The organism is Niastella sp. sgz303648 (genome assembly GCF_059587045.1).
In genome coordinates this window covers 793777-814156 of record NZ_JCAPSW010000002.1, presented here as the reverse complement: position 1 = coordinate 814156, position 20380 = coordinate 793777, and the positions used below count along the sequence as shown (strand labels likewise).

Annotated in this window: 14 protein-coding genes; 8 read left to right on the top strand and 6 right to left on the bottom strand. The window is 43.7% G+C overall.

Annotation, left to right across the window (positions count from 1 at the left end; translation table 11 throughout):
* Window positions 1-17: 17 nt before the first annotated feature.
* From AC59IL_RS07825 to AC59IL_RS07805, 5 genes are all read right to left on the bottom strand, one after another.
* Window positions 18-3407: a SusC/RagA family TonB-linked outer membrane protein gene (locus AC59IL_RS07825; protein ID WP_496551547.1), complete on the bottom strand. Its 3390-nt coding sequence runs from the start codon at window positions 3405-3407 to the stop codon at window positions 18-20.
* Window positions 3408-3671: 264 nt separating this feature from the next.
* Window positions 3672-4775, bottom strand: a complete 1104-nt coding sequence (locus tag AC59IL_RS07820; protein WP_496551546.1) for a FecR family protein — start codon at window positions 4773-4775, stop codon at window positions 3672-3674.
* 138 nt (window positions 4776-4913) lie between these two features.
* Entirely contained in the window at window positions 4914-5492 is a 579-nt protein-coding gene (locus AC59IL_RS07815) for an RNA polymerase sigma-70 factor (RefSeq protein ID WP_496551545.1), read from the bottom strand.
* A gap of 239 nt (window positions 5493-5731) precedes the next feature.
* Window positions 5732-7402 carry an ATP-binding protein gene (locus AC59IL_RS07810; RefSeq protein ID WP_496551544.1) on the bottom strand — a complete coding sequence of 557 codons (1671 nt, stop codon included), beginning with the start codon at window positions 7400-7402 and terminating at the stop codon, window positions 5732-5734.
* A gap of 194 nt (window positions 7403-7596) precedes the next feature.
* Window positions 7597-8256 (bottom strand): metal-dependent transcriptional regulator, encoded by a 660-nt coding sequence (locus AC59IL_RS07805; RefSeq protein ID WP_496551543.1) that lies wholly within the window; start codon window positions 8254-8256, stop codon window positions 7597-7599.
* Between the two features lie 118 nt (window positions 8257-8374).
* On the opposite strand from AC59IL_RS07805, the gene AC59IL_RS07800 reads away from it, so the two are divergent.
* The 3 genes from AC59IL_RS07800 to AC59IL_RS07790 are packed head-to-tail and all read left to right on the top strand — an operon-like array spanning window position 8375 to window position 11265.
* On the top strand, window positions 8375-9574 hold the full coding sequence (locus AC59IL_RS07800; protein WP_496551542.1) for a di-heme oxidoredictase family protein: 1200 nt from the start codon (window positions 8375-8377) through the stop codon (window positions 9572-9574).
* A gap of 18 nt (window positions 9575-9592) precedes the next feature.
* On the top strand, window positions 9593-10039 hold the full coding sequence (locus AC59IL_RS07795; RefSeq protein WP_496551541.1) for a QcrA and Rieske domain-containing protein: 447 nt from the start codon (window positions 9593-9595) through the stop codon (window positions 10037-10039).
* Window positions 10036-11265 (top strand): hypothetical protein, encoded by a 1230-nt coding sequence (locus AC59IL_RS07790; RefSeq protein WP_496551540.1) that lies wholly within the window; start codon window positions 10036-10038, stop codon window positions 11263-11265. Before AC59IL_RS07795 ends, AC59IL_RS07790 begins: the two co-directional genes overlap by 4 nt.
* A gap of 29 nt (window positions 11266-11294) precedes the next feature.
* On the opposite strand, the gene AC59IL_RS07785 is transcribed toward AC59IL_RS07790, so the two are convergent.
* Window positions 11295-11936: a M949_RS01915 family surface polysaccharide biosynthesis protein gene (locus AC59IL_RS07785; RefSeq protein ID WP_496551539.1), complete on the bottom strand. Its 642-nt coding sequence runs from the start codon at window positions 11934-11936 to the stop codon at window positions 11295-11297.
* A 334-nt stretch (window positions 11937-12270) separates the two neighbouring features.
* On the opposite strand from AC59IL_RS07785, the gene AC59IL_RS07780 reads away from it, so the two are divergent.
* From AC59IL_RS07780 to AC59IL_RS07760, 5 genes are all read left to right on the top strand, one after another.
* Window positions 12271-12819 carry an RNA polymerase sigma factor gene (locus AC59IL_RS07780; protein WP_496551538.1) on the top strand — a complete coding sequence of 183 codons (549 nt, stop codon included), beginning with the start codon at window positions 12271-12273 and terminating at the stop codon, window positions 12817-12819.
* 116 nt (window positions 12820-12935) lie between these two features.
* Window positions 12936-14117, top strand: a complete 1182-nt coding sequence (locus AC59IL_RS07775; protein WP_496551537.1) for a FecR family protein — start codon at window positions 12936-12938, stop codon at window positions 14115-14117.
* Window positions 14118-14129: 12 nt separating this feature from the next.
* Window positions 14130-17522, top strand: coding sequence for a TonB-dependent receptor (locus AC59IL_RS07770; protein WP_496551536.1), 3393 nt, complete (start codon window positions 14130-14132; stop codon window positions 17520-17522).
* A 25-nt stretch (window positions 17523-17547) separates the two neighbouring features.
* Entirely contained in the window at window positions 17548-19155 is a 1608-nt protein-coding gene (locus AC59IL_RS07765; RefSeq protein WP_496551535.1) for a RagB/SusD family nutrient uptake outer membrane protein, read from the top strand.
* Window positions 19156-19172: 17 nt separating this feature from the next.
* Window positions 19173-20288 carry a SusE domain-containing protein gene (locus tag AC59IL_RS07760; protein WP_496551534.1) on the top strand — a complete coding sequence of 372 codons (1116 nt, stop codon included), beginning with the start codon at window positions 19173-19175 and terminating at the stop codon, window positions 20286-20288.
* Window positions 20289-20380 lie beyond the last annotated feature (92 nt).

Sequence of the window (20380 nt, the reverse complement as noted above, 5' to 3'; positions counted from 1 at the left end):
GTGCCAGGAATTTAATGTTAGAATGTTACGTTTAAGCCAACCGAAAACACCTGCTGCTGGAAATAGTATTGTCCATTGCTTGAGCGGGCTTCGGGATCAATCCGTTCTTTCATTTGCGGGGTCCACGTGAACAGGTTTTGCCCGGCCACATAAGCCCTGACGCGTTGCATACCATAACGCTTTATGAGTTTATTGGCAACAGAGTATCCTACCTCAAGGCTTCTCAACTTCAGATAGCCCGCTTTCCGCAACCACCACGACGACCATCTGGTATTGTAACCGGGCTGGTTGCTGTATACCCTGGGATAAAGCGCGTTTGTATTAGCGGGCGTCCAGTGGTTGTCATAAGCCAGTTCAGTGGCAGAACCCTGCTGATCGAACGGAAACACCAGGCTTCCACCTACAGGCAGGGTTACCTGGGCTGCGCCCTGCAACAAAAAGTTCAGGTCAATTCCCTTAAAGTATAGCGTGGGAGCTAATCCAAAAATCATTTGCGGACTACCGTTAGGTTTACCGATAACGGTTTCATCATTGTCGTCGATGATGCCATCGGGCTTTCCATCAGGACCGCTGAGGTCGGCATACCGTAAGTCGCCGGGTTGCACCGGCGCATCGGGAATGGAAGCAATGCCGGATTTCAGCTTTCCGTTTGCCGTAAAATCATCGGCTGTAAAATAACCAAGGGCCTGTAAGCCAAATTGCGTTCCGTTTGCACGGCCTGTACGTCTTCTGTTGGGATTGTTATAGGTAGCCTCGGTTTCATACACCTGCAACAACTTGTTTTGTGCGTAGGTGAAGTTGCCATTAACATCTATTCGCAGGCCATTCGCAAAAGTATGGGTTGTTCCCAATGACAATTCAATACCATGGTTGCTCATAATACCGCCGTTCACTTCAGGCAAACCAATACCATATTCAACCGGCACTACTATATTCGGTCTTACGAGCATGTTCGAACGCCGCTCATGAAAATAATCTGCTTCTATTTTCAGCAATCCTTTCCACAATGATGCTTCAACGCCTATATTGAATTTCTTTGCCCGTTCCCAGGTGATATTGGGATTGGCCTGTGAATTTTCGTATACGCCGGTTGTGGGATTGCCGTTAAAAATGGCTGCATTTCCATAAATGCCATATCCTGTAAGAAATTGATAAGGATCGCCTGCCAGGTTGCCCGACTCGCCGTAGGAAGCCCTGATCTTGAGTTTATCCAGTTGCGCAACATCCTGTAAAAAGTTTTCCTGGCCGATATTCCAGCCTAATGAAAAGGCAGGGAAAAAAGCGTATTGTTTACCGGGCGCAAAATAATAGTGCCCGTCGTACCTACCCGATGCTTCAGCCATGTATTTACCGGCAAAAGCATAACTGAGGCGGTACAGGTAACCTACCTGGGCCTGCTTTGACGATGAACCACCGTTGGTCATCTGTCCTGAAGCAACGCCTCCCTGATTCAGTTCATCAATATTGATCGGGAATGAAGTTCTGCCTGCGCTAACACCCCAGTATTTCTGGTTGCGGGCCTCTGCTACCCCCAAAAAAGTAACATCGTGCTTACCGAATGTATTGTGGTAATTGATATATCCCTGATAAGTAAATGCTTTATTCTGGTTTACATTCTCATCGAGCTGGGGATTCGAAAATTCGGTATAACCGGGCGTAAAGGTGTAGGGTGTGGTAGAAAAATCGGCAGCGTAAGAAAGTACCGGCGTACGCCATATTTTTGAATGCGAGTTATAAGGATCATAACTCACTACCCCTTTCACGCTCAGTCCTTTTACAAAAGGCAACTGTTGCTCAATAGAAAAAGTGGTGAGCAACTGGGTATTTTCGTTGAAGGCATAGCCGCTGTTGTAAATATATCCAACGATCGACCGGCCGATATAACTGCCCCAAAGACCATTGGAGTAATAAATAGCCGATGTAGGCGGTGTGCGAAAAGCCTGGTACATGATACCACCATTGGCCGCTCCGTATTTATCATTTGCATCACCAGCAGTTTGATCTACTTTCCCGGCATAATGCTGATCAACCACATACCCATTCAGCGCCAGCACCACGTTGGTACTATTGGTAGCTTTTACTTCAACGCGTGTATCAACATTGTATTTTTTCAACCAGGTGGTGGCAAACTGGCCCTGTTGCGATGTATATCCCAGTGCGGCATAATACCTGATCCTTTCGGTTCCACCCGAAAGTTCAATATTGTGATAGGTTAACACCGAATTGCGTTTCAGCACATCCCGCAGCCCGTTACTGTTGGGATATTTATCTTTATCAGCATCAGCCGCGCCTTCAACTGTCTTTTTGTATTGGGCAATGTCTGCATCTGAAAAAGGCATATTGGGTAAACCACTGTTCTTTGCACCCTCATTCTGTAACAGTGCATACTGATACGAGTTCACCATTTTGGGAATGCGGGCAGGATTTTGAAAACCAACATAGCCATTGTATGATAACGTAGGTACGCCGGTTTTACCTTTTTTGGTAGTTACCAATATAACGCCATTTGCACCGGCGAGCCCGTATGGCGCTACAGCTGCGGCATCTTTCAGCACGGTAAAGCTTTCAATTGAATTGGGATCTAATTGGGCAAAGGACCTTGGAATGCCATCGACCACCAGCAGCGGATCGGCATTGCCGGTTGTGGAGCTTCCTCTTATCCTTATTCTCGATCCATCGAGGCCGGGCTCTCCGCTGCCCTGGTCGGCGATGATCCCAGGCACCCGGCCAACGAGGTTGTTCGACAAATCGGCCACCGGCTTTTGTGCCACATCTGCTGCCTTTAAGGTCGATACGGCCGCAGTCAAAGAAGTTTTTTTCGTGGTACCATACCCGATAACCACCACCTCATCCAGCTTACCCGGCCCCTCTCCTTTTAGGGTAACAATTATATCGGTTCGCCCGCTCAGTTCAACCACCTGTGTTTCATAACCAATAGAAGAAATTTCAAGTACGCCGCCGTCGTTGTTGGCATTAACCGTAAAGGATCCTTTATTATCGGTGCTGGTGCCTGCTTTTGTTCCCCGCACAATCACCGTTGCACCAGCCACAGGCTCGCCTTTTTCATTAATCACCCTGCCCGTAATTTTAATTCTTTGCAATACGGCAACAGGTTTTGATGTAATGGCGATCACATCCCCCTCGAGTATCCGGTAAGTAAGCATGGTATTCACAAGCACCTTATCGAGCACCTGCGTAACTTCTTCGTCTTTTACCGACAGATCGATTTTCATACCGGCTGGAAGCAGATCGTTATTAAAAATAAAACGGTACTTTGTTTTCTTTTCAATTTCCAGCAACACCTTGCTGATGGGCATTTTTTTTACCGTAAGGCTTACGGTTTGCGAATGCACGGTTGCCGAAGCCTGTATACAAAAAACCACTGTTAAAATGAAAATCAACTTCATAAGCAGAAGAATCTTCAGTATTGGGTGATCCGAAAAAAAAGCATAATGCTCTTCTTTATTTTGCATAATTTAGTCATTAGTAATAGTTAGATAATAAAAGTCACGCACAACTTCCAGGGAGTATGTGACTTTATGTTTAACTGACTTAGGAACGGGGAATGCGTCAAACATTTCCCGTTTTTTATTGCGGTGGGAATATTAAGTGTATAAGTTCATATGTAAGCAGATCGTTTTGTTGTTATGAAATAGTTGTTGCCAATAAGGCTATTCAATAGTAATGGTATTGCTGTTCTTATTATACTGGTACCGGAAAGGATAAGTTACTTTTAGTTTGTCGAGCGCTTCCTGTGCAGATTCGTTATAAAAAATGCCGGTAAACCTTCTTTGCATCAGGCTACTGTTTTTAATAATTATACCCACGTTGTACCATCTTTCCATTTCCCTTGCCAGTTCTTCGAAGGGTTTATTGCGGAAGATCAGTTTATTCTTAACCCATGCGGCTTCAACAACCGTGCTGTCGGTACTATCGTAGGTTAGTTTTGAAACAGCGATCGCAGGTGCCGCAGCACTTTCTTCCTTTTCTTTTACGATGCCTGAGTCGCTGTTTTTAAATAATTGCGGATCGTCGTTACGCACGGCGATTTTTTCGTTAGGCTTCAAAAATATCCTGTCTGAAGGCCGTGCAGCCAGCGATATTTCAATAGATCCCCTGAGCAATGCCGCTTCTGTTGTTTTTTCGTCGGGATAAGCCCTTACATTGAACACGGTACCCAATACCTTAATGTTCATTGTTTTTGTGTGAATGATAAACGGGTGGGCGGCATCTTTGGTTACATCGAAAAAGGCTTCTCCAACCAGTTGCACGTCTCTCGTTTCTTTGCCGAACGATTCATTATAGGTAAGGTTGCTTCCTGCATTTAGCCATACTTCGGTGCCATCGGGCAGGTTTATTCGCGAATGGGAACCATTCTTTGTTGTTATTACATTATTATGCGCTGGCCCATCGCCCTGTGCACGATGCGTTACCAGCCACCAGGTACCTGCACCTGCAAGCAGTATGAAGCAGGCAGCCACGGCCGCATAGCGAATGATTTTAGTAAGTTTTAAGTGTGTGGTGCGAAGTGCAACCGGCTGCTGATCTTTATTTGACCATCTGTCTCTTGTTCTAATAAACCTCTCTTTCACATATGCTTCCGTAACCTGCTGTTCCGTATCAAGCGGCATATCCCATATCTTTTCAACCAGGTTCAGCAATTCAGCGTTGGCAGGGTCTTCATTGATCAGCTTATTCAGTTCGATCATCTCTTCGGGAGATATCTCGCCGGCCTGCTTCTTTCCCATCAATTCCAATAGTCTTTGATCCTTCATAAATAAGGATATATACAGGAAAGGCAACTTTTTTTGCATTTACCCTGAAGCGGAACAAAAATTTTTTTTTGATGCTAAACTTTAGCGGGGAAATATATAGGGGGCCTACGGAGCCGGTTCGGGGTTATTGCCTGAAACTCATTGTGAAGATCTGCGGCGTTGATCATTCATGTGAAGCGCCAGCGCTTCCTTTATTTTGCGAAGGGCAATAGCCATTTGTGTTTCAACCGTTTTTATTGAAATACCCAGTAATTCAGCCACTTCCCTGTATTTCAAACCTTCTTCCTTCACCAAACGAAAGATAAGCCGGCATTTAACAGGGAGTGATCCGATCGCTTTTTCAATATCCCACATTACTTCTTTCGAGATCAATCTATTTTCGGGGTTGCCCTGAAATTGCAATGACGACATCACAACATCATCAAGATCAACCGTTTCATTGCGGCGGTTCTTTTTCAAACAATTCAGCGATGCGTTCTTCGTAGCTACGTATAAATAGTAAGTGAGATTTTTTATGGCAGGAAGTACTTTTCTGTTTTCCCAAAGATTAATCAACACATCTTCTGTTACCTCAGTTGCCCAATCGCGGTTTTTACAATAAGCCAATGCAAAAGAAAATAAACCGGGATAAAAGTGAAGGAATAATTTCTCAAAAGCAGCTTCATCGTCATGCTCGGCAACCTTTAGCGACAATGTTGAAATATCTTCGGCAGGCATTCACACCCAGTTTGGCCAAAAGTAAATAAAAAATAATGATGTTATTAAACATTATAACAGAAAAGAGCATGATTTGCATCATTTGGGTTACTAAACTTATTTAGCAAATTATCCGAAACCGATTTCGGTTTACCTGATAATTAGCTCAACTGATATTTGAACTATAACGTTCATCAATAATTGTAATTAATGACGGCCTTTCCATCTTTAGCTGAACCTTTACTCTTACTCTCACCCGCTTAATGCAGCAATAATACAATTCTTTTGTATAGCTCGGTAAACTCAAAAGGTTTGGTCATATAATCATTCATGCCCGATTCAAAACATTGCCATTGCTCGTCTTTCATGGCAGTGGCCGTCATGGCAATGATGGGTGTTTGCAGGTGCAGGTTATTGCGAATGTAACGGGTGGCGGCATAGCCATCCATCTCGGGCATCTGAAGATCCATTATGATGAGATCGAACAGCTTGTTCTTTTGTAAAAATTGTACGGCCTCGGCTCCGTTATTAGCCATTGTTACGCTTCCACCGGCATTGGTGATCACATAATCGATCAGCTTCTGGTTTATTTCATTGTCTTCGGCCACCAGAAAATGTTTACCGGCCAGCAGTTGACTATTATCCTGTTTGATGTGGTTTACCGAAAGCTCCTGAACTGTTGTTTGACTATAGCCGAAAGGCAGGTAAAATTGAAACTCCGTTCCTTTTCCTACTGTACTTTTTACGGTAATATCCCCACCCTGCAATTGCAGCAATTGTTTACAAATGGTAAGCCCCAGCCCCGTTCCGCCATACCTGCGCGATATGTCGCGCCCCGCCTGTGAAAAACTGTCGAAAATATGATGCAGATTCTCTTCTGCAATGCCGATGCCAGTGTCGGTAACAAGGAAGGATACGTTCACATTGTTTGTTGTTTTTTCCTGCATTCGTACTTCAACCTGTATATGACCGGCCGGGGTAAACTTTATAGCATTGCCAATTAAATTAGTGAGTATCTGGCTCAGCCGGTACGGGTCGCCGGTAAGCCGTTCGGGAATATCGGTAGCCACTACCAGATGCAGTTGCAGGCCTTTTATCTTCAGCTGGTGGTCAAACAGCGAAGCAACACTGCTCAATACTTCCTGTATACTCAAATCAATTGTTTCGATGCGCAGCTTGCCGGCCTGTATTTTCGAAAAGTCAAGAATATCGTTAATGATGACCAGCAGGTTATTAACTGAGCGTTTGATCATGCCGGCCATTTCAAGTTGTTTTTCTGAAAGGGGCGATTGAAGCAACAGGTCGGTCATGCCTTTGATGCCGTTCATGGGCGTTCGAATTTCATGGCTCATATTGGCCAGAAATTGTTCCTGCATCTTTTTTGCTTTCTGCGCCTCATCAATAGCAATGATCAGTTTTTTCTGGGTTTCTTTATGCCGGGTTATATCGCGGTTGAGCTGAAGCAGTATGATTACAACAACAAGAAAAGCGAACGTTCTTCCGAATATAAAACGATAAGCTGTACGGCTGTTGGCCAGTTCGTTTGCCTGTATGCGCCAATCAAGCAGTTTTTTTTCTTCCTGCAACATGGCCTTCAGTAGCGCTTTTTGTTGGGCGCCCGGTCTTTTTTCTTCTATGTATGTACCAAATTCTTTTATAGACTTTTGCAGATCGTGGTTTTCGCGGGTAAGCAGCTGCAGGGTATCTACATCTTCCACGGAAGCCGTTCCGGTTTCTGATACTTTGTTAATGGCCTCCTGCACCTCACCGATTATTTCATAGGTTTGGTTAATGCGCCTGTTGGTTCTGTCGATGTTTTTTTTGCTCAGGAATATCAGCCAGCTTGCCAGCGCGAGGGTAATGATAGAAAATAGCAGAAGCCAGGTTATTTTTCGATGTATAATGAGCCCGGACAGGAAAAATGACTTCATAATGGGGTTAATTCAGTGCTGACATATGTAAATAACGCATGAAAAATAAAAAAATGATTCAGGAGAAACTATTACTATCGGTTAAATGCAGTTTTATTGATTTGAAATAAGATACAGGCCCCGGGAATCACCGGCTGCCGTGAAAACAGGAAAGGGTCCTAACTCTTTCAAGGTAAAGCCTTTCCGGTTCAAACTTATTCCGAAACCAGCAGGCTGTTAGCCACCTTATGGCTCACCACAATCTCTTTTTTGTTTTTCAGTCGAAGAATAATGCTTTTATCAAACTCTTCAATGGCTTTTACCTGAATGGTGTCGCCCAGCACAATGCCGGTCTTATCGAGATAATTTAAAAAAGAAGGCGAGTGATCGGTTACGCCAACAAATTTACCCTGGCTGCCACTGGTGAGGTCAGATAGTAACACGGCCTTCGACTTGGCGAAAACACCATTCGAATCAGGAATAGGATCGCCGTGCGGGTCGCTTTTGGGAAATCCCAGGTACCTGTCTAATTTGTCGACCAGCAAATCACTGTGAATATGCTCCAGTTGTTCTGCAATCTCATGCACTTCGTCCCAGCCAAACTGTAATTTGTCGACCAGAAAAACTTCCCACAGGCGATGTTTTCGAATGATATTAACGGCAATGGATCTGCCGGATTCTGACAGCTTCACTCCTCTTGATTTTTGATAAACAATCAGCTTCTTCTTTGCCATCTTTTTAAGCATGTCGGTAACAGATGCCGAATGAATACCCAGTTCTTTGGCAAGCATTGAATTGGCTACAGAGTCGCCGTGCGCTTCCTGCAACTTATAAATGGCTTTCAGATAATTTTCCTCGGTATGTGAATGTTCCAATGACCTTGTTTTTGGGGCAATTTAGATAAACCGGCCATAATAATAAATTAGATATATCTAAAAGATGTTTTTTGTTCGCCTAATTTTATATTTTTGCATCCATAACTACTTATTGCTTATGTCACGAAAGATTTTGGTGGTGGGTTGTATAACCCTCTTCATTGGCGGGGTTATTGGCTGCGACAAATTGCTGGTAAAAGCACCTGCCGGCGACCAGCTGCTCGATGGCCCGGTTGAAGGGTTAACACCGGAACAGCATGCTGTTTTTCTTAGGGGTGATGTAGCATTCAACGATGTAATATTTACACCTGAAACCGGATTGGGGCCATTATTTGTAGCCACTTCCTGCGGCACCTGTCATGCCGGCGATGGCAAGGGACATCCTTTCACTACACTAACAAGATTTGGCCAAACAGATAGTACGGGCAACCAGTTCATGCATTTGGGCGGGCCTCAATTGCAATCACGGGCAATTCCCGGATTTCAAAATGAGCAAATACCTGCAGGAGCAACATCTTCGAAGTTTACACCGCCTGCCAATACAGGACTTGGATTTCTGGATGCGGTGCCCGATGCCGCCATTCTTGCCATGGCCGATGAAAACGATACCGATGGAGATGGTATATCGGGCCGGCCTAACTGGATACATATACCGGCTTATATCACACTACGGCCAGGTACTATAGAACACAACAATAAATACATAGGCCGGTTTGGCAAAAAAGCAGCCGTGTATGATCTGATGCAACAAACGGCCAATGCCTACAACCAGGATATGGGTATCAATTCATCGTATGAACATTATGATACGTATACCGGACAGGAAATTGAACCCGAAGTTTCCAATAAAACCGTGCTGGATGTGGTATTTTATTTAAGAACGCTCAAAGCGCCTATACAACGCAGTCAAACTAATGAAGCCATAAATAGCGGCAAACAGATTTTTGTAAATATTGGCTGCAGTAAATGTCATACCCCAACATTAACAACCGGTACATCATCCATAGCGGCATTATCAAACAAAACATTTCATCCTTATACCGATTTGTTGTTGCACGACATGGGCAGCGGTCTCGACGATGGCTATACCGAAGGATCAGCAACAACTCCCGAATGGCGAACGCCACCGTTGTGGGGCCTGGGGCTTTCGAAAAATTCACAAGGGGGGCAGTATTTTTTATTACACGATGGCCGGGCGGGCAGCATTGAAGAAGCTATTACACTTCATGACGGAGAAGGAAAACAAAGTAAAAATAGTTTTCAGCAATTAACAGCCGACGAAAAAAAGAAATTGATCAATTTCCTTGAATCACTATAACCAACAATACATTCCTTCATGAATCGAAGAGATTTTTTGGTCAATACCTGTGGCGCCTGTCTTGCTTTTGCAGGTGTTTCCACGTCGATCACCGCCTGTAGCTCCACACGATACTTAGCAGGCAATCTGGGCAACGACGGTCTTACATTCAGCAGGAATGAATTTAAGACAACGAAGAACGGCAAAACGGTTTACCGTTCATTTGTGATCGTTCGTAACGAAGCATTGCAATTCCCCATTTGTGTTTACAGATTAAGTGAAGATAACTATACCGCCTTATGGATGCGTTGCAGCCATCAGGGAGCCGAGCTGCAGGCATCAGGCGAATTTTTGCAATGCCCGGCGCACGGCAGTGAGTTTAACAATCATGGCAAGGTAACCACCGGGCCTGCTGACCAGGATCTGAGAAATTTCCCCGTATCTGTTATGAATGATGAATTATTTATTGATTTAAGAAAGAAATGAAACATTTACTATCCCTGTCGTTGCTGTTATTTGTTTTAGCGTCAACCTGTCTATCACAAATTGACCCATCGCTTTTGCGCCGGGTGTCACGCGACACAACCGGCCAGCAGTTAAATATGGATGCCATATATAACCGTCCTTTTTTACAGGTAGGCAAACTACCTGTTGCATTAGGCGGTTATGCCGAAGCGAATTACCAATACTTAAGTGAGAATGGAATTTCAGAGGGGCATCAGTTTCAAATGCGACGCTTAACGTTGTTTGTTTCATCTTCTATATATAAACGGATTAAGTTTTTGTCGGAAATAGAATTTGAAGACGGCACCAAAGAAATCAATATTGAATTTGCCTCGGTTGATTTTGAATTTGCACCATTATTAAATCTTCGTGGTGGTATTGTTATGAACCCTATTGGCTCCTTCAATCAAAACCACGACGGGCCGAAGTGGGAATTTGTAGACCGACCTATTTCTGCCACACAAATGTTGCCGGCAACCTGGAGCAATGTTGGGTTCGGACTTTTTGGAAAGAAGTTCACCAGCAACTGGGTATTTGGATACGAAGCCTACCTGACCAATGGGTTTGATGATAAAATTATTGCCAATTCAGAGAACAAAACATTTTTACCGGCCAGTAAAGAAAACCCCGATCGCTTTGAAGAAAGTTTTAACGGCTGTCCTTTGTTCACCGGTAAGATCGCGGTACGAAACAACAAAGTAGGCGAACTCGGATTATCCTACATGGGCGGCGTGTACAACAAGTTTCAGGAAGACGGACTGACCCTGGATAAAAAAAGACGGGTAAATGTATTTGCTGTAGATTTCAATACTACCCTCCCCCACACCAAAACATACATAAACGGTGAGTGGGCATGGGTGAGCGTAGATGTGCCGGAAACGTATACCGAGCAATTTGGAAAAAAACAACAGGGAGGGTTTGTTGATTTTGTGCAACCCGTTTTAAAACGAAGCATGTTAGGATTTGAAAAAGCAGTATTAAATGTTGCCTGCCGTTTGGAATATGTTGACTGGAATAAAGGCACATTCAAATCAACAGGAGGAAATATTTCGGATGATGTATTTTCAATAGTACCCGCTATCAGCTGGCGACCGACGGCACAAACCGTTCTTCGTTTTAATTATCGTTACAACCGGCAGCACGATATTTTAGGAAATCCGCCTTCAAAGTTATCGGGTTTTCAGTTTGGGATATCGACGTATTTCTGAGGTAACAATAAACGTCAGCGTTTCGTACATTACTGACCCCAGGTTTGCAGGATATTTTTATTCCAAAGCTTCAAAGCGAAATCTCTAAATTCTTTCGGTCCGTCGATAAATGCTTTATCAAACTTGTACTCACCACCATAAACTTCTGTTTTGGAAAGCTGCACTTTGTTTTGTCCCCGCATGGCAAACTTTTGCGGCCCCTGATACATAATAATTTTCATGTTGCTGGGGCTAACGTCACCATGACAAACGGTTTTGTACATTACCCAAACTTCAGCAATGCCATCATTATTGAGGTCTGTTACCTGAAGTGTATTTTTAATAAAATTTGCTTCAATGTCAACGGGGCAATCCTGTATAAAGTCATAAACCCTCCACGCCTGCAGCAATGAGTCTTTTATTATATAGCGACAGGCAAAGATTTCTGCATCAGCACCATCATTTTCGTGTTTGAATTTAGGGTTATGATAAATCCCTGTTTCTGATTCTATCACAATATTATCTCCAAGTTTGTCAGTCCACCTGATTGCAGCTTTAAACTTTCCGGAATATTTAATTCCTTTCGGCAATTTAGCACTGTCGGGTCTTGTCGCTTTTAAGTCACTTTGAGCAAATGCTGTCAAAGTCATAAAAACAAACAATAAGGCAAAAAGTAATACAGGCTTGATCATTTAAATTTATTTAGCGCCAACAATAGCATGACTATTAATGGTAGTATTTCTGCTAAAATACAGTCCTTTTAGCAGGAAACAAATTTTGCAGGAAACGATTGATTGGGATATATCAGGGAGCGTGAGAAGAACCCGGATCAATCATAATCGATTGACTGCCTTCAACTAAAATAAAATAACGGAAATAAATATATTGAGATCACAAGTTGCTTAACTCGTTTTGCAAAACGTTAGCTTAACAGAATATCTGCTAAAATAAATATTTATTATACTTTTGAATTCAGCGTATTTGCATCATTAACGATTGATAGGTTACATCTAAATCTTGCCCAATATGAAGGGGACATCTGATATTGACTTACTGAAACGCATCAGTGAAGATGACCGGCACGCCTTCCGTGAATTTTATCAGCGCTACACTCCTGAGCTGTATCTGTTTATTAAAAGTTTATGTAATGATGAAGCATTGTGTGAAGATATTGTACAGGAAATATTTATTAAACTTTGGGATAACCGGGCAAATGTTACAAACATAAAACAGGTTAAATCCTATTTATTCAGGGCTGCAAAGAACAGGTTTCTGAATGAATTAAGAAAACAGAAAAACGAACGCAACCTCGTTAATAACAAAACATACAACGAAATTGATCCCGATACTCCTGAAAAACAATTAACGCTTAAAGAAAAAATGCGTTTTGGAGAAGAAGCCCTTTCTAAACTATCGCCTAAAAGAAAGCTCATCGTTGAAATGAGTACACGCGAAGAGCTCAGCCTTGACGAGATAGCCTCCAAAGTGGGCATTTCGAAAAACGTAGTGAAGAAACTACTTTACCAGGGTTTAGCTATCATGAGAAAATATGAGGGTATAAAATATTTTAAGTAAGCATCCTGCCTGCAATCACCTTCCTAACAACCCGGCTTTGATTCATTCTCAGGAAAATTTTAATTATTTTTTTCCGGAGGGGTCCTTTTACCGGCCATGTGTGTCTTAAGGATAATATGGACCCAAAGCAATTCGATGACTTTCTTCAGAAAGTAGCACAGCATACACACTCACCTTCAGAATTAGCCGACTTTCTTGCCTGGCTGCAGGAACTGCCTGAAGAGGAGGCGGCAGCAGCGCTGGACCGGTATGAGCAGGTTTTCAACGCCGTACAAATAGTTGACAAAGAAGTACTGCAACGTATAGAAGAAGGTATTGAAAACCGGTTAGGTTCGTATACTGTTCACAGGATGCCGGTTAAACGCACCCCTGCTTTCTTTTACCTGAAAGTTGCCGCCATTTTCGTGGCAGCAGCCATGTTAGTGACCTTTTTTCTTTACAGAAGCCATTTTAAGAACAACCAAACGGTAACGGGTCATGCACCTCTTGCTATTGTTCCGGGTAAGAACCAGGCCATACTGAAATTGCCGGGAGGTAAATCTGTTCTGCTTGAGGAAGTGACTAACGGTAATATTGTTATCAACGATAAGACCACCGGTTTTGAGAAAAAAAACGGCCTGCTGATTTCAAAAGCAGATGCAAAAACACTAAACGATCCCGGCGAAATAAATATACTCGAAACACCTAAAGGCGGACAATACCAGGTAGCGTTGCCCGATGGCTCGCATGTATGGTTGAATGCATCAACCCGCTTGTACTTCCCAACAGTTTTTAAACCCGGCGAAAGAAAGGTAAGGCTTTTGGGCGAGGCTTATTTTGAGGTAAAACACGATACAAAGAACCCTTTCATCATTGAAACTTCAAAGGGCGCCGCCATACGTGTGCTTGGAACAAGTTTTAACGTGAGCGCCTACCAGGATGATGCCCGGGAAACGACTACACTTTTAAAGGGCAGCGTACAAATTACGAAGGGTCAATCGCAGGTACTGCTAAAACCCGGACAACAGGCAGTGGTAAATACAAAGGAAATAGCAGATGTGAGCGATGTGGAAACCAGTTATGCTGTAGCATGGAAAGAAGGCTATTTTATGTTTAACAGAGAACCGATCAATGAAGTAATGGATAAAATAGCACGCTGGTATGATGTGGAGGTAGTGTATGAAGGGCAGGTTCCCGAAACCCGTTTTTGGGGCACTATATCCAGATTTTCACGGGTAAGCGATGTGCTGAACATGCTGCAGGCTACCGGGCGGGTTCATTTCAATATAGAAGGAAAAAAGATCCATGTGAAAAAATAACAAACCATATCTATGACTTTAAATTTATGTTTTGAGTCAGTGCCCAAAATGAAGCTGCTTAAGAAACTGCTATTGTTAATTTTTTTATCCGCTATGTTGCAGGTAAATGCAAACGGCTTCGCGCAGGGTATAACTCTCAAAGGCAGTAATATTTCCATCGAGCGCATTTTTCTCGAAATCAGGAAGCAGGCCGGAATAGCGGTATTATGCGAAAGCGAGGTGCTTGAAAAAATAAAACCGCTGACTGTAAATTTTAACAACACACCGGTTACAGACGTACTTGCGTTTTGCCTGAAGCAAACTTCATATACCTGGCAGCTTGAGAAAAATAACATTGTAATTAAACCGGCTACTTCTACTTCGTCTGAACAAAGCGCTTCTGCTATCGCGGTACAACAAAAAGTAATTAGCGGAAAGGTTACCGACGAGCAGGGAAATGCGCTGGAAGGAGTAAACGTACAGGCTAATAATAACAGAGGAACAATTACAGCTGCCAACGGAACTTTTAGCCTGCAGGTTTCGGATGATGTAACAAGACTAACTTTCAGTTCTATCGGATATGAGTCAAAGACCGTTACATTGACCGGACAAACCATCCTGAACGTTACACTGCGCAAAACCCCGGTCAACCTGAATGAGGTGGTGGTAATCGGATACGGAACGAAACGAAAAGGGGATCTGGTTGGCGCCGTAGACCAGGTAAAGCCTGAGCAAATTGAAGGGCGGCCTGTAGGCAATGTTATGCAGGCGCTTCAGGGGCTGTCGCCCAGTTTGGTTATACAGCAGCGCAATATGAACCCCAATAACAACTCGATGAACATCAACCTGCGGGGGATCAGCACTTTTGGAAATAACTCACCATTACTTGTAATCGATGGGGTCATCAGCAATGATATTGGCGATATGAATAACCTGAACCCCAATGATATTGAGGAGATTTCCATATTAAAAGACGCCGGCAGTGCAGCCATTTACGGATCGCGTTCAGCCAATGGAGTTATACTGATATCTACTAAAAAAGGAAAACCGGGAATGAAACCCGTTGTCAGGTTCATTGGCCTTGTTGGCTCACAAAACCCGGAGATATTGGTTAAGCCGTTAAAAGGATACCAGAATGCGCTGCTTCGTAATGATTCCTATATCAATTCAGGCGCCGACCCGATTTATTCATCGGAACAAATACGGCAATTTGCCACCGGCGACAGCGAGTATTTCCTGAAAGGAATTTTAAAAAACGCCCTTCAACAAAATTATGACCTGAGCATACAGGGAGGATCAACGAATACCAATTATATGATCTCCTCGGGTTATTACAACCAGGAAAGCAATTTTAAGGGTCCGGATTATGGGTTGAAACGTTATAACCTGCGCTCGAATGTTACTACCCAGGTTGGCAGGTTAAAACTGGCCGCCATCCTTTGGTATAACAGAACTGAAGGAACTGCTTACCAGGGCGATGAAGGGTTCCTGATAGCCGATGCATCGCGTTTGCCGGTATACAACACGTATATTTTAAAAGACAAAGATGGCCGTTATTATAATAATGATGTGCTTACCGGTGGAAATCCCTTAGCCGCGTTGGAGCATGGAGGTTACATAAAAACAACTAATGATAATTTTCAGGGAAGCCTGAACGGCGAGCTCAGGTTGATGGATGGATTAAAAGCAAAAGGTTTGATAGGTTTGGATGTTCGCCCCGAAAACCGGTTGATCAGAAGGTTTTACTGGCCTGTTTACAGCTTATCAGGAGGCGAAACACCGGTTAATATAAACTCCTCAAAAGATTACCATATAGAAGATTACAGCGGTAATTCAACACTGCTGAATGTACAGGCAATGCTTGAGTATAACAAAACCTTTGCAAATGTGCATACTATTTCTGCACTGGCAGGCTTTTCGAACGAATCGTACAGGCAAAAACGTCAGGAAATCAGAAAGAAATATGTTGATCCGGTTTTAGGCATTCCTATCGAAGGCACTATTATAGATGAAGGCAGCTATAATACCGTTGGAGGCACTACGGAAAGAAGCATTTATTCTTATTTCGGAAGGTTGGGCTATTCTTTTGCCAATAAGTATTATGCAGAAGGAAGCTTCCGTTACGATGGATCTTCAAAATTCGCAAAGGAAAACCGGTGGGGATTTTTCCCTTCCGTATCGCTTGGATGGCGCATTACCGAAGAGCCATTTTTTGATTTCTGGAAAAGCAACATTGGCGATCTGAAGATAAGAGGTAGTTATGGCAAACTGGGTAATCAGAATATAGACGATTATCAAACCTTTACCACCTACGATATCTATGTCAATCAATACGGCTTTAACAATGTTTCGGTGCCCGGAACGGGTTATACATTCGGTAATCCTGAACTGAAATGGGAAACCACCACATCCTTTAATATTGGTGCAGATGCCACTTTTCTGAAAGGAAGCCTGAGAGCCGGTTTCGACTACTTCCATAAAATAACGAAAGGTATTTTGTTAACGCCGCAAACACCGATGGTACTTGGCGGGGCAGTGCCTAAGGCAAACTTAGGCGAAATGAAGAACCAGGGATGGGAGCTCAGCATAAACTATTATCTGCGTCATAACGAGTTCAATCATTCGTTCGGGTTCAACATAGGCGATTCATGGAATGAGGTTACAAAATTCGAAGGATATGAACAGATCAGCCAATCAGATGAAATTGAACGTATCATTCGTGTAGGATTGCCTTTGTACAGTTATTACGGCTATAAAACAGATGGCCTGTTCCAAAACCAGGAAGATGTTAAAAACTCCGCACTTCCCATTGGGTTTTCTCCCAAACCGGGTGACGTAAAATATAAAGATCGCAACGGCGATGGTATTATCGACGATAATGACCGTTACGTGCTTGGTCATGCGTTTCCGCGGCTAACCTTCGGGTTTAATTATGTATTACAATGGAAAGGGATTGAGCTGAACATGCTGTGGCAGGGCGTTGGAAAACGCGATATGGCACTGAGAGGAGAAACCATAGAACCTTTCCATGGCGGTTATTCATTCGTGATGTTCGAACACCAGCTCGATTACTGGACGCCTGCCAATCCGGGTGCACGATGGCCAAGATTAACTGCCCCGGGTACAGCTTCTACCATCAACAATTACGGTAAGGGCAGTGACTTTAACATATTTAACGCATCATATGTGCGATTGAAGAATATTCAGATTGGCTATACACTTCCCAAAGCACTGACAACAAAGTTTGGGGTAAATAAACTAAATGTTTTTGTGAACGGGCAAAACCTCCTTACGTTCAGTAACATTCATTTTGTTGACCCCGAGTCGACCGAGTTTGGAAACAACATGAATGCCAGCGGAGCAAACAGTGCCCGCAATTATCCATTGCTTAAATATATAGGAGGAGGTTTACATGTTGAATTTTAAAGCACATCAATACAAATCAGGAATTATGAAAATAAAAATACTGTTGATGGGATTGTTGCTTTCAGGGTGTGTTAAACTGGATGTAATTCCTACCAATAAGTTCACCGACGAAACCTACTGGACCACAGAAGATAAAGCCAACTCGGTTTTAAACATGGCCTACCGGCAAATGTTTACAAGCGATTATTTCATGTTAAATGAAATATTGAGCGATAATGTTTACAATGGTTATGGCACTACCAACGAAAAGGTCATCGCCCTGGGGCTGGCAGATGCTTCGAACGCACGCTTTGCCGGCGAATGGCAGGCCTGTTATGGCGGTATAAAAACCTGTCATACATTTTTAGCTAATGTCGACAGGGTAACCACCATGAGCGGGGAACTGAGGAATAAAAGAAAAGCCGAAATACGGTTTATCCGTGCATGGCTTTTTCTGGAACTGACCACCTGGTTTGGAGATGTTCCTCATTTCACACAGGACATCACACTGAATGAATCGAAAACGGTTTTCCGTAAGTCTCATGCTGAGATCATGGCGTGGATACATCAGGAGCTGGATGAAGCGGCCGCTGTTTTACCAAAACGCGAAGACTATGCAGCGGCAGATAATGGAAGAATTACCAGTGGCGCCGCCATTGCGTTGAACGCACGCGCGTATTTGTATGAAAGCAACTGGGCTAAAGTGGCAGAATATTGCAATAAACTGATCAATAGTACCGCTTATGGCACTTACAGTCTGTTTCCCAACTATGAGCAATTGTTCTGGGTGAAAAATGAATATAACCCTGAAATCATTTTAAGTCTGCAGTATGTGCCTGTAAACAGAACCTGGGGAAACCTGGTCGACTATGCGCCGATGAGTGCCAATGCACGCTTGTGTTTGGCAGGGCCAACGCAGGAACTGGTGAATAGTTACCTGATGAAAAATGGCCATAAGTGGACGACCACTGATCCGGATTATACAGGCCGCGATCCACGTATGGGTGCAACCATTGCCTACGACGGCTCTACGTGGATCGACAGATCAGGTAACGCATATACTATTGTCATACACCCCGATGGCACTACCCCTGCCAATAAAATATCGGATAAGTACACGGGAGCGGGAACTGCGCAAACACCAACAGGATATTACTATCGAAAACTCTGTGACCCTGACCCATCATCGTATACAGGTGGTGGTTGGGAGTCGAGTCTGAACCTGCCTTTGATCCGTTTTGCCGATGTATTGCTGATGTATGCCGAGGCAAAAAACGAATTGAATGAAATGAACATTACCGTTTGGGATCAAACCATAAAAAAACTAAGACAAAGGGCCGGGTTCGATAACACGGCCGAAGCGATGGACCTTCCCGGCAATGACCAGGATGCATTGCGCGAAGTGATCCGTAATGAGCGGCGCGTGGAACTGGCATTGGAAGGATTGCGCATATTTGACATTCGCCGCTGGAAAACAGCCGAAACCCTATTGACACAGGAACGGCATGGAGCTAAATTCGATAAAAGCAGTGGCAGTTATGATTATATTAAGATCCCTTCAGGAAACTTTAACCGTAACCGTGACTACCTGTGGGCAATTCCAAGAGCAGAACGATTGCTTAATACGAATCTGACCCAAAACCCAGGTTATTAAATATTAATCAGCACAACATGAAAAAAAATAAATTATCAATAGCTCTCTTTCTCACAGCGTTTGCAGCCCTTGCGGGATGTTCCAAGGACAACAAATTCAAAGAAGTTAAGGTAACGGAAGTAAATACATTGTATTCACCCGACAACGCACGCAATATTATTCTGCAATCTTCCGGCTCGTCAACTTTATACTTCGAGTGGGAAAAGGCGGTAGCCGAAGACAATGGCGTGGTTTATTATGATGTTCTGTTTGATAAGGCCAATGGCGATTTCTCCAATCCTGTATTCGTTGTTCCGGCCGATAACAATGGTACCAGTACAGGATCGAGTATTACCCATAAGGTGTTGAACAAAATAGGGAAACTGGCAGGTATAGCTGCTGCTGCAGAAGGAACACTGAAATGGACGGTAGCCTCTTCAAGGGGATTGACAAGGGTGGTTTCAAAAGAAGTTCGTACCCTTAACATCACCAGAACAAATGGTATCGATGCACCCGATGCGCTGTTCCTGACAGGTGAAGGAACGGAAGGCGGCGCCGCTCTGGCTCAGGCATTGACCGTTAAAGCGCTTGCCGGCGGCAGCGAGTTCGAAATTTATACCAGGCTGCTGGCCGGTAAAAAATATTCTTTTGTCGATTCGAAAACGAATGTATCCCGAACATTCACCACAGATGGTACCACATTCAGGGAATCGGCAGATGGCGCCACGGTGGCCAAAGATGGTATATATAAAATTCACCTCGACTTTAGTACGACATCGGTTACTATATCGGAAATCACGAACCTTGACTTTTTCATGTGTACACCCCAAAAGCGGGAAACACTTACCTACCAGGGCAAAGGTGTATGGCGAGTGAATGACATTGTTCCCGACTTTACAACAAACTGGAGCGACGACAGGTATTTCTTCTGGATGACCATTGCAGGAGCAGAACAAAAAATAGGCAGCGTTAATAAAGACAACCAGCCACCGACCGCTACAACAGGATCATTTTTTTATTTGTATTTCTATCCCGCCGACAAAAATCAATGGGATTATAGTTTCAAGTTCCCGAACAAATCGGTGACTAAATGCAGTATCGTCGTTTCGTTCAGCGCCGAAGCGCAAAACTATAGCCATGAAGTGGTGTACTGAGCGCCCTGAGCGTCCTGAGTCCCGCAAGTGCGGGAAAGGATCGAAGAATCGAAGCGTTGAGCGTAGTCGAAACGCTATATAGTATCATGGTC

Bases quoted from the DNA above. Each gene is read 5' to 3' on its own strand.
- AC59IL_RS07780 (WP_496551538.1), top strand. From the start codon at position 12,271: ATGAAGGGGACATCTGATATTGACTTACTGAAACGCATCAGTGAAGAT.
- AC59IL_RS07825 (WP_496551547.1), bottom strand. From the start codon at position 3,407: ATGAAGTTGATTTTCATTTTAACAGTGGTTTTTTGTATACAGGCTTCG.
- AC59IL_RS07775 (WP_496551537.1), top strand. From the start codon at position 12,936: ATGGACCCAAAGCAATTCGATGACTTTCTTCAGAAAGTAGCACAGCAT.
- AC59IL_RS07815 (WP_496551545.1), bottom strand. From the start codon at position 5,492: ATGCCTGCCGAAGATATTTCAACATTGTCGCTAAAGGTTGCCGAGCAT.
- AC59IL_RS07770 (WP_496551536.1), top strand. From the start codon at position 14,130: ATGACTTTAAATTTATGTTTTGAGTCAGTGCCCAAAATGAAGCTGCTT.
- AC59IL_RS07800 (WP_496551542.1), top strand. From the start codon at position 8,375: ATGTCACGAAAGATTTTGGTGGTGGGTTGTATAACCCTCTTCATTGGC.
- AC59IL_RS07765 (WP_496551535.1), top strand. From the start codon at position 17,548: ATGAAAATAAAAATACTGTTGATGGGATTGTTGCTTTCAGGGTGTGTT.
- AC59IL_RS07820 (WP_496551546.1), bottom strand. From the start codon at position 4,775: ATGAAGGATCAAAGACTATTGGAATTGATGGGAAAGAAGCAGGCCGGC.
- AC59IL_RS07785 (WP_496551539.1), bottom strand. From the start codon at position 11,936: ATGATCAAGCCTGTATTACTTTTTGCCTTATTGTTTGTTTTTATGACT.
- AC59IL_RS07810 (WP_496551544.1), bottom strand. From the start codon at position 7,402: ATGAAGTCATTTTTCCTGTCCGGGCTCATTATACATCGAAAAATAACC.
- AC59IL_RS07795 (WP_496551541.1), top strand. From the start codon at position 9,593: ATGAATCGAAGAGATTTTTTGGTCAATACCTGTGGCGCCTGTCTTGCT.
- AC59IL_RS07760 (WP_496551534.1), top strand. From the start codon at position 19,173: ATGAAAAAAAATAAATTATCAATAGCTCTCTTTCTCACAGCGTTTGCA.
- AC59IL_RS07790 (WP_496551540.1), top strand. From the start codon at position 10,036: ATGAAACATTTACTATCCCTGTCGTTGCTGTTATTTGTTTTAGCGTCA.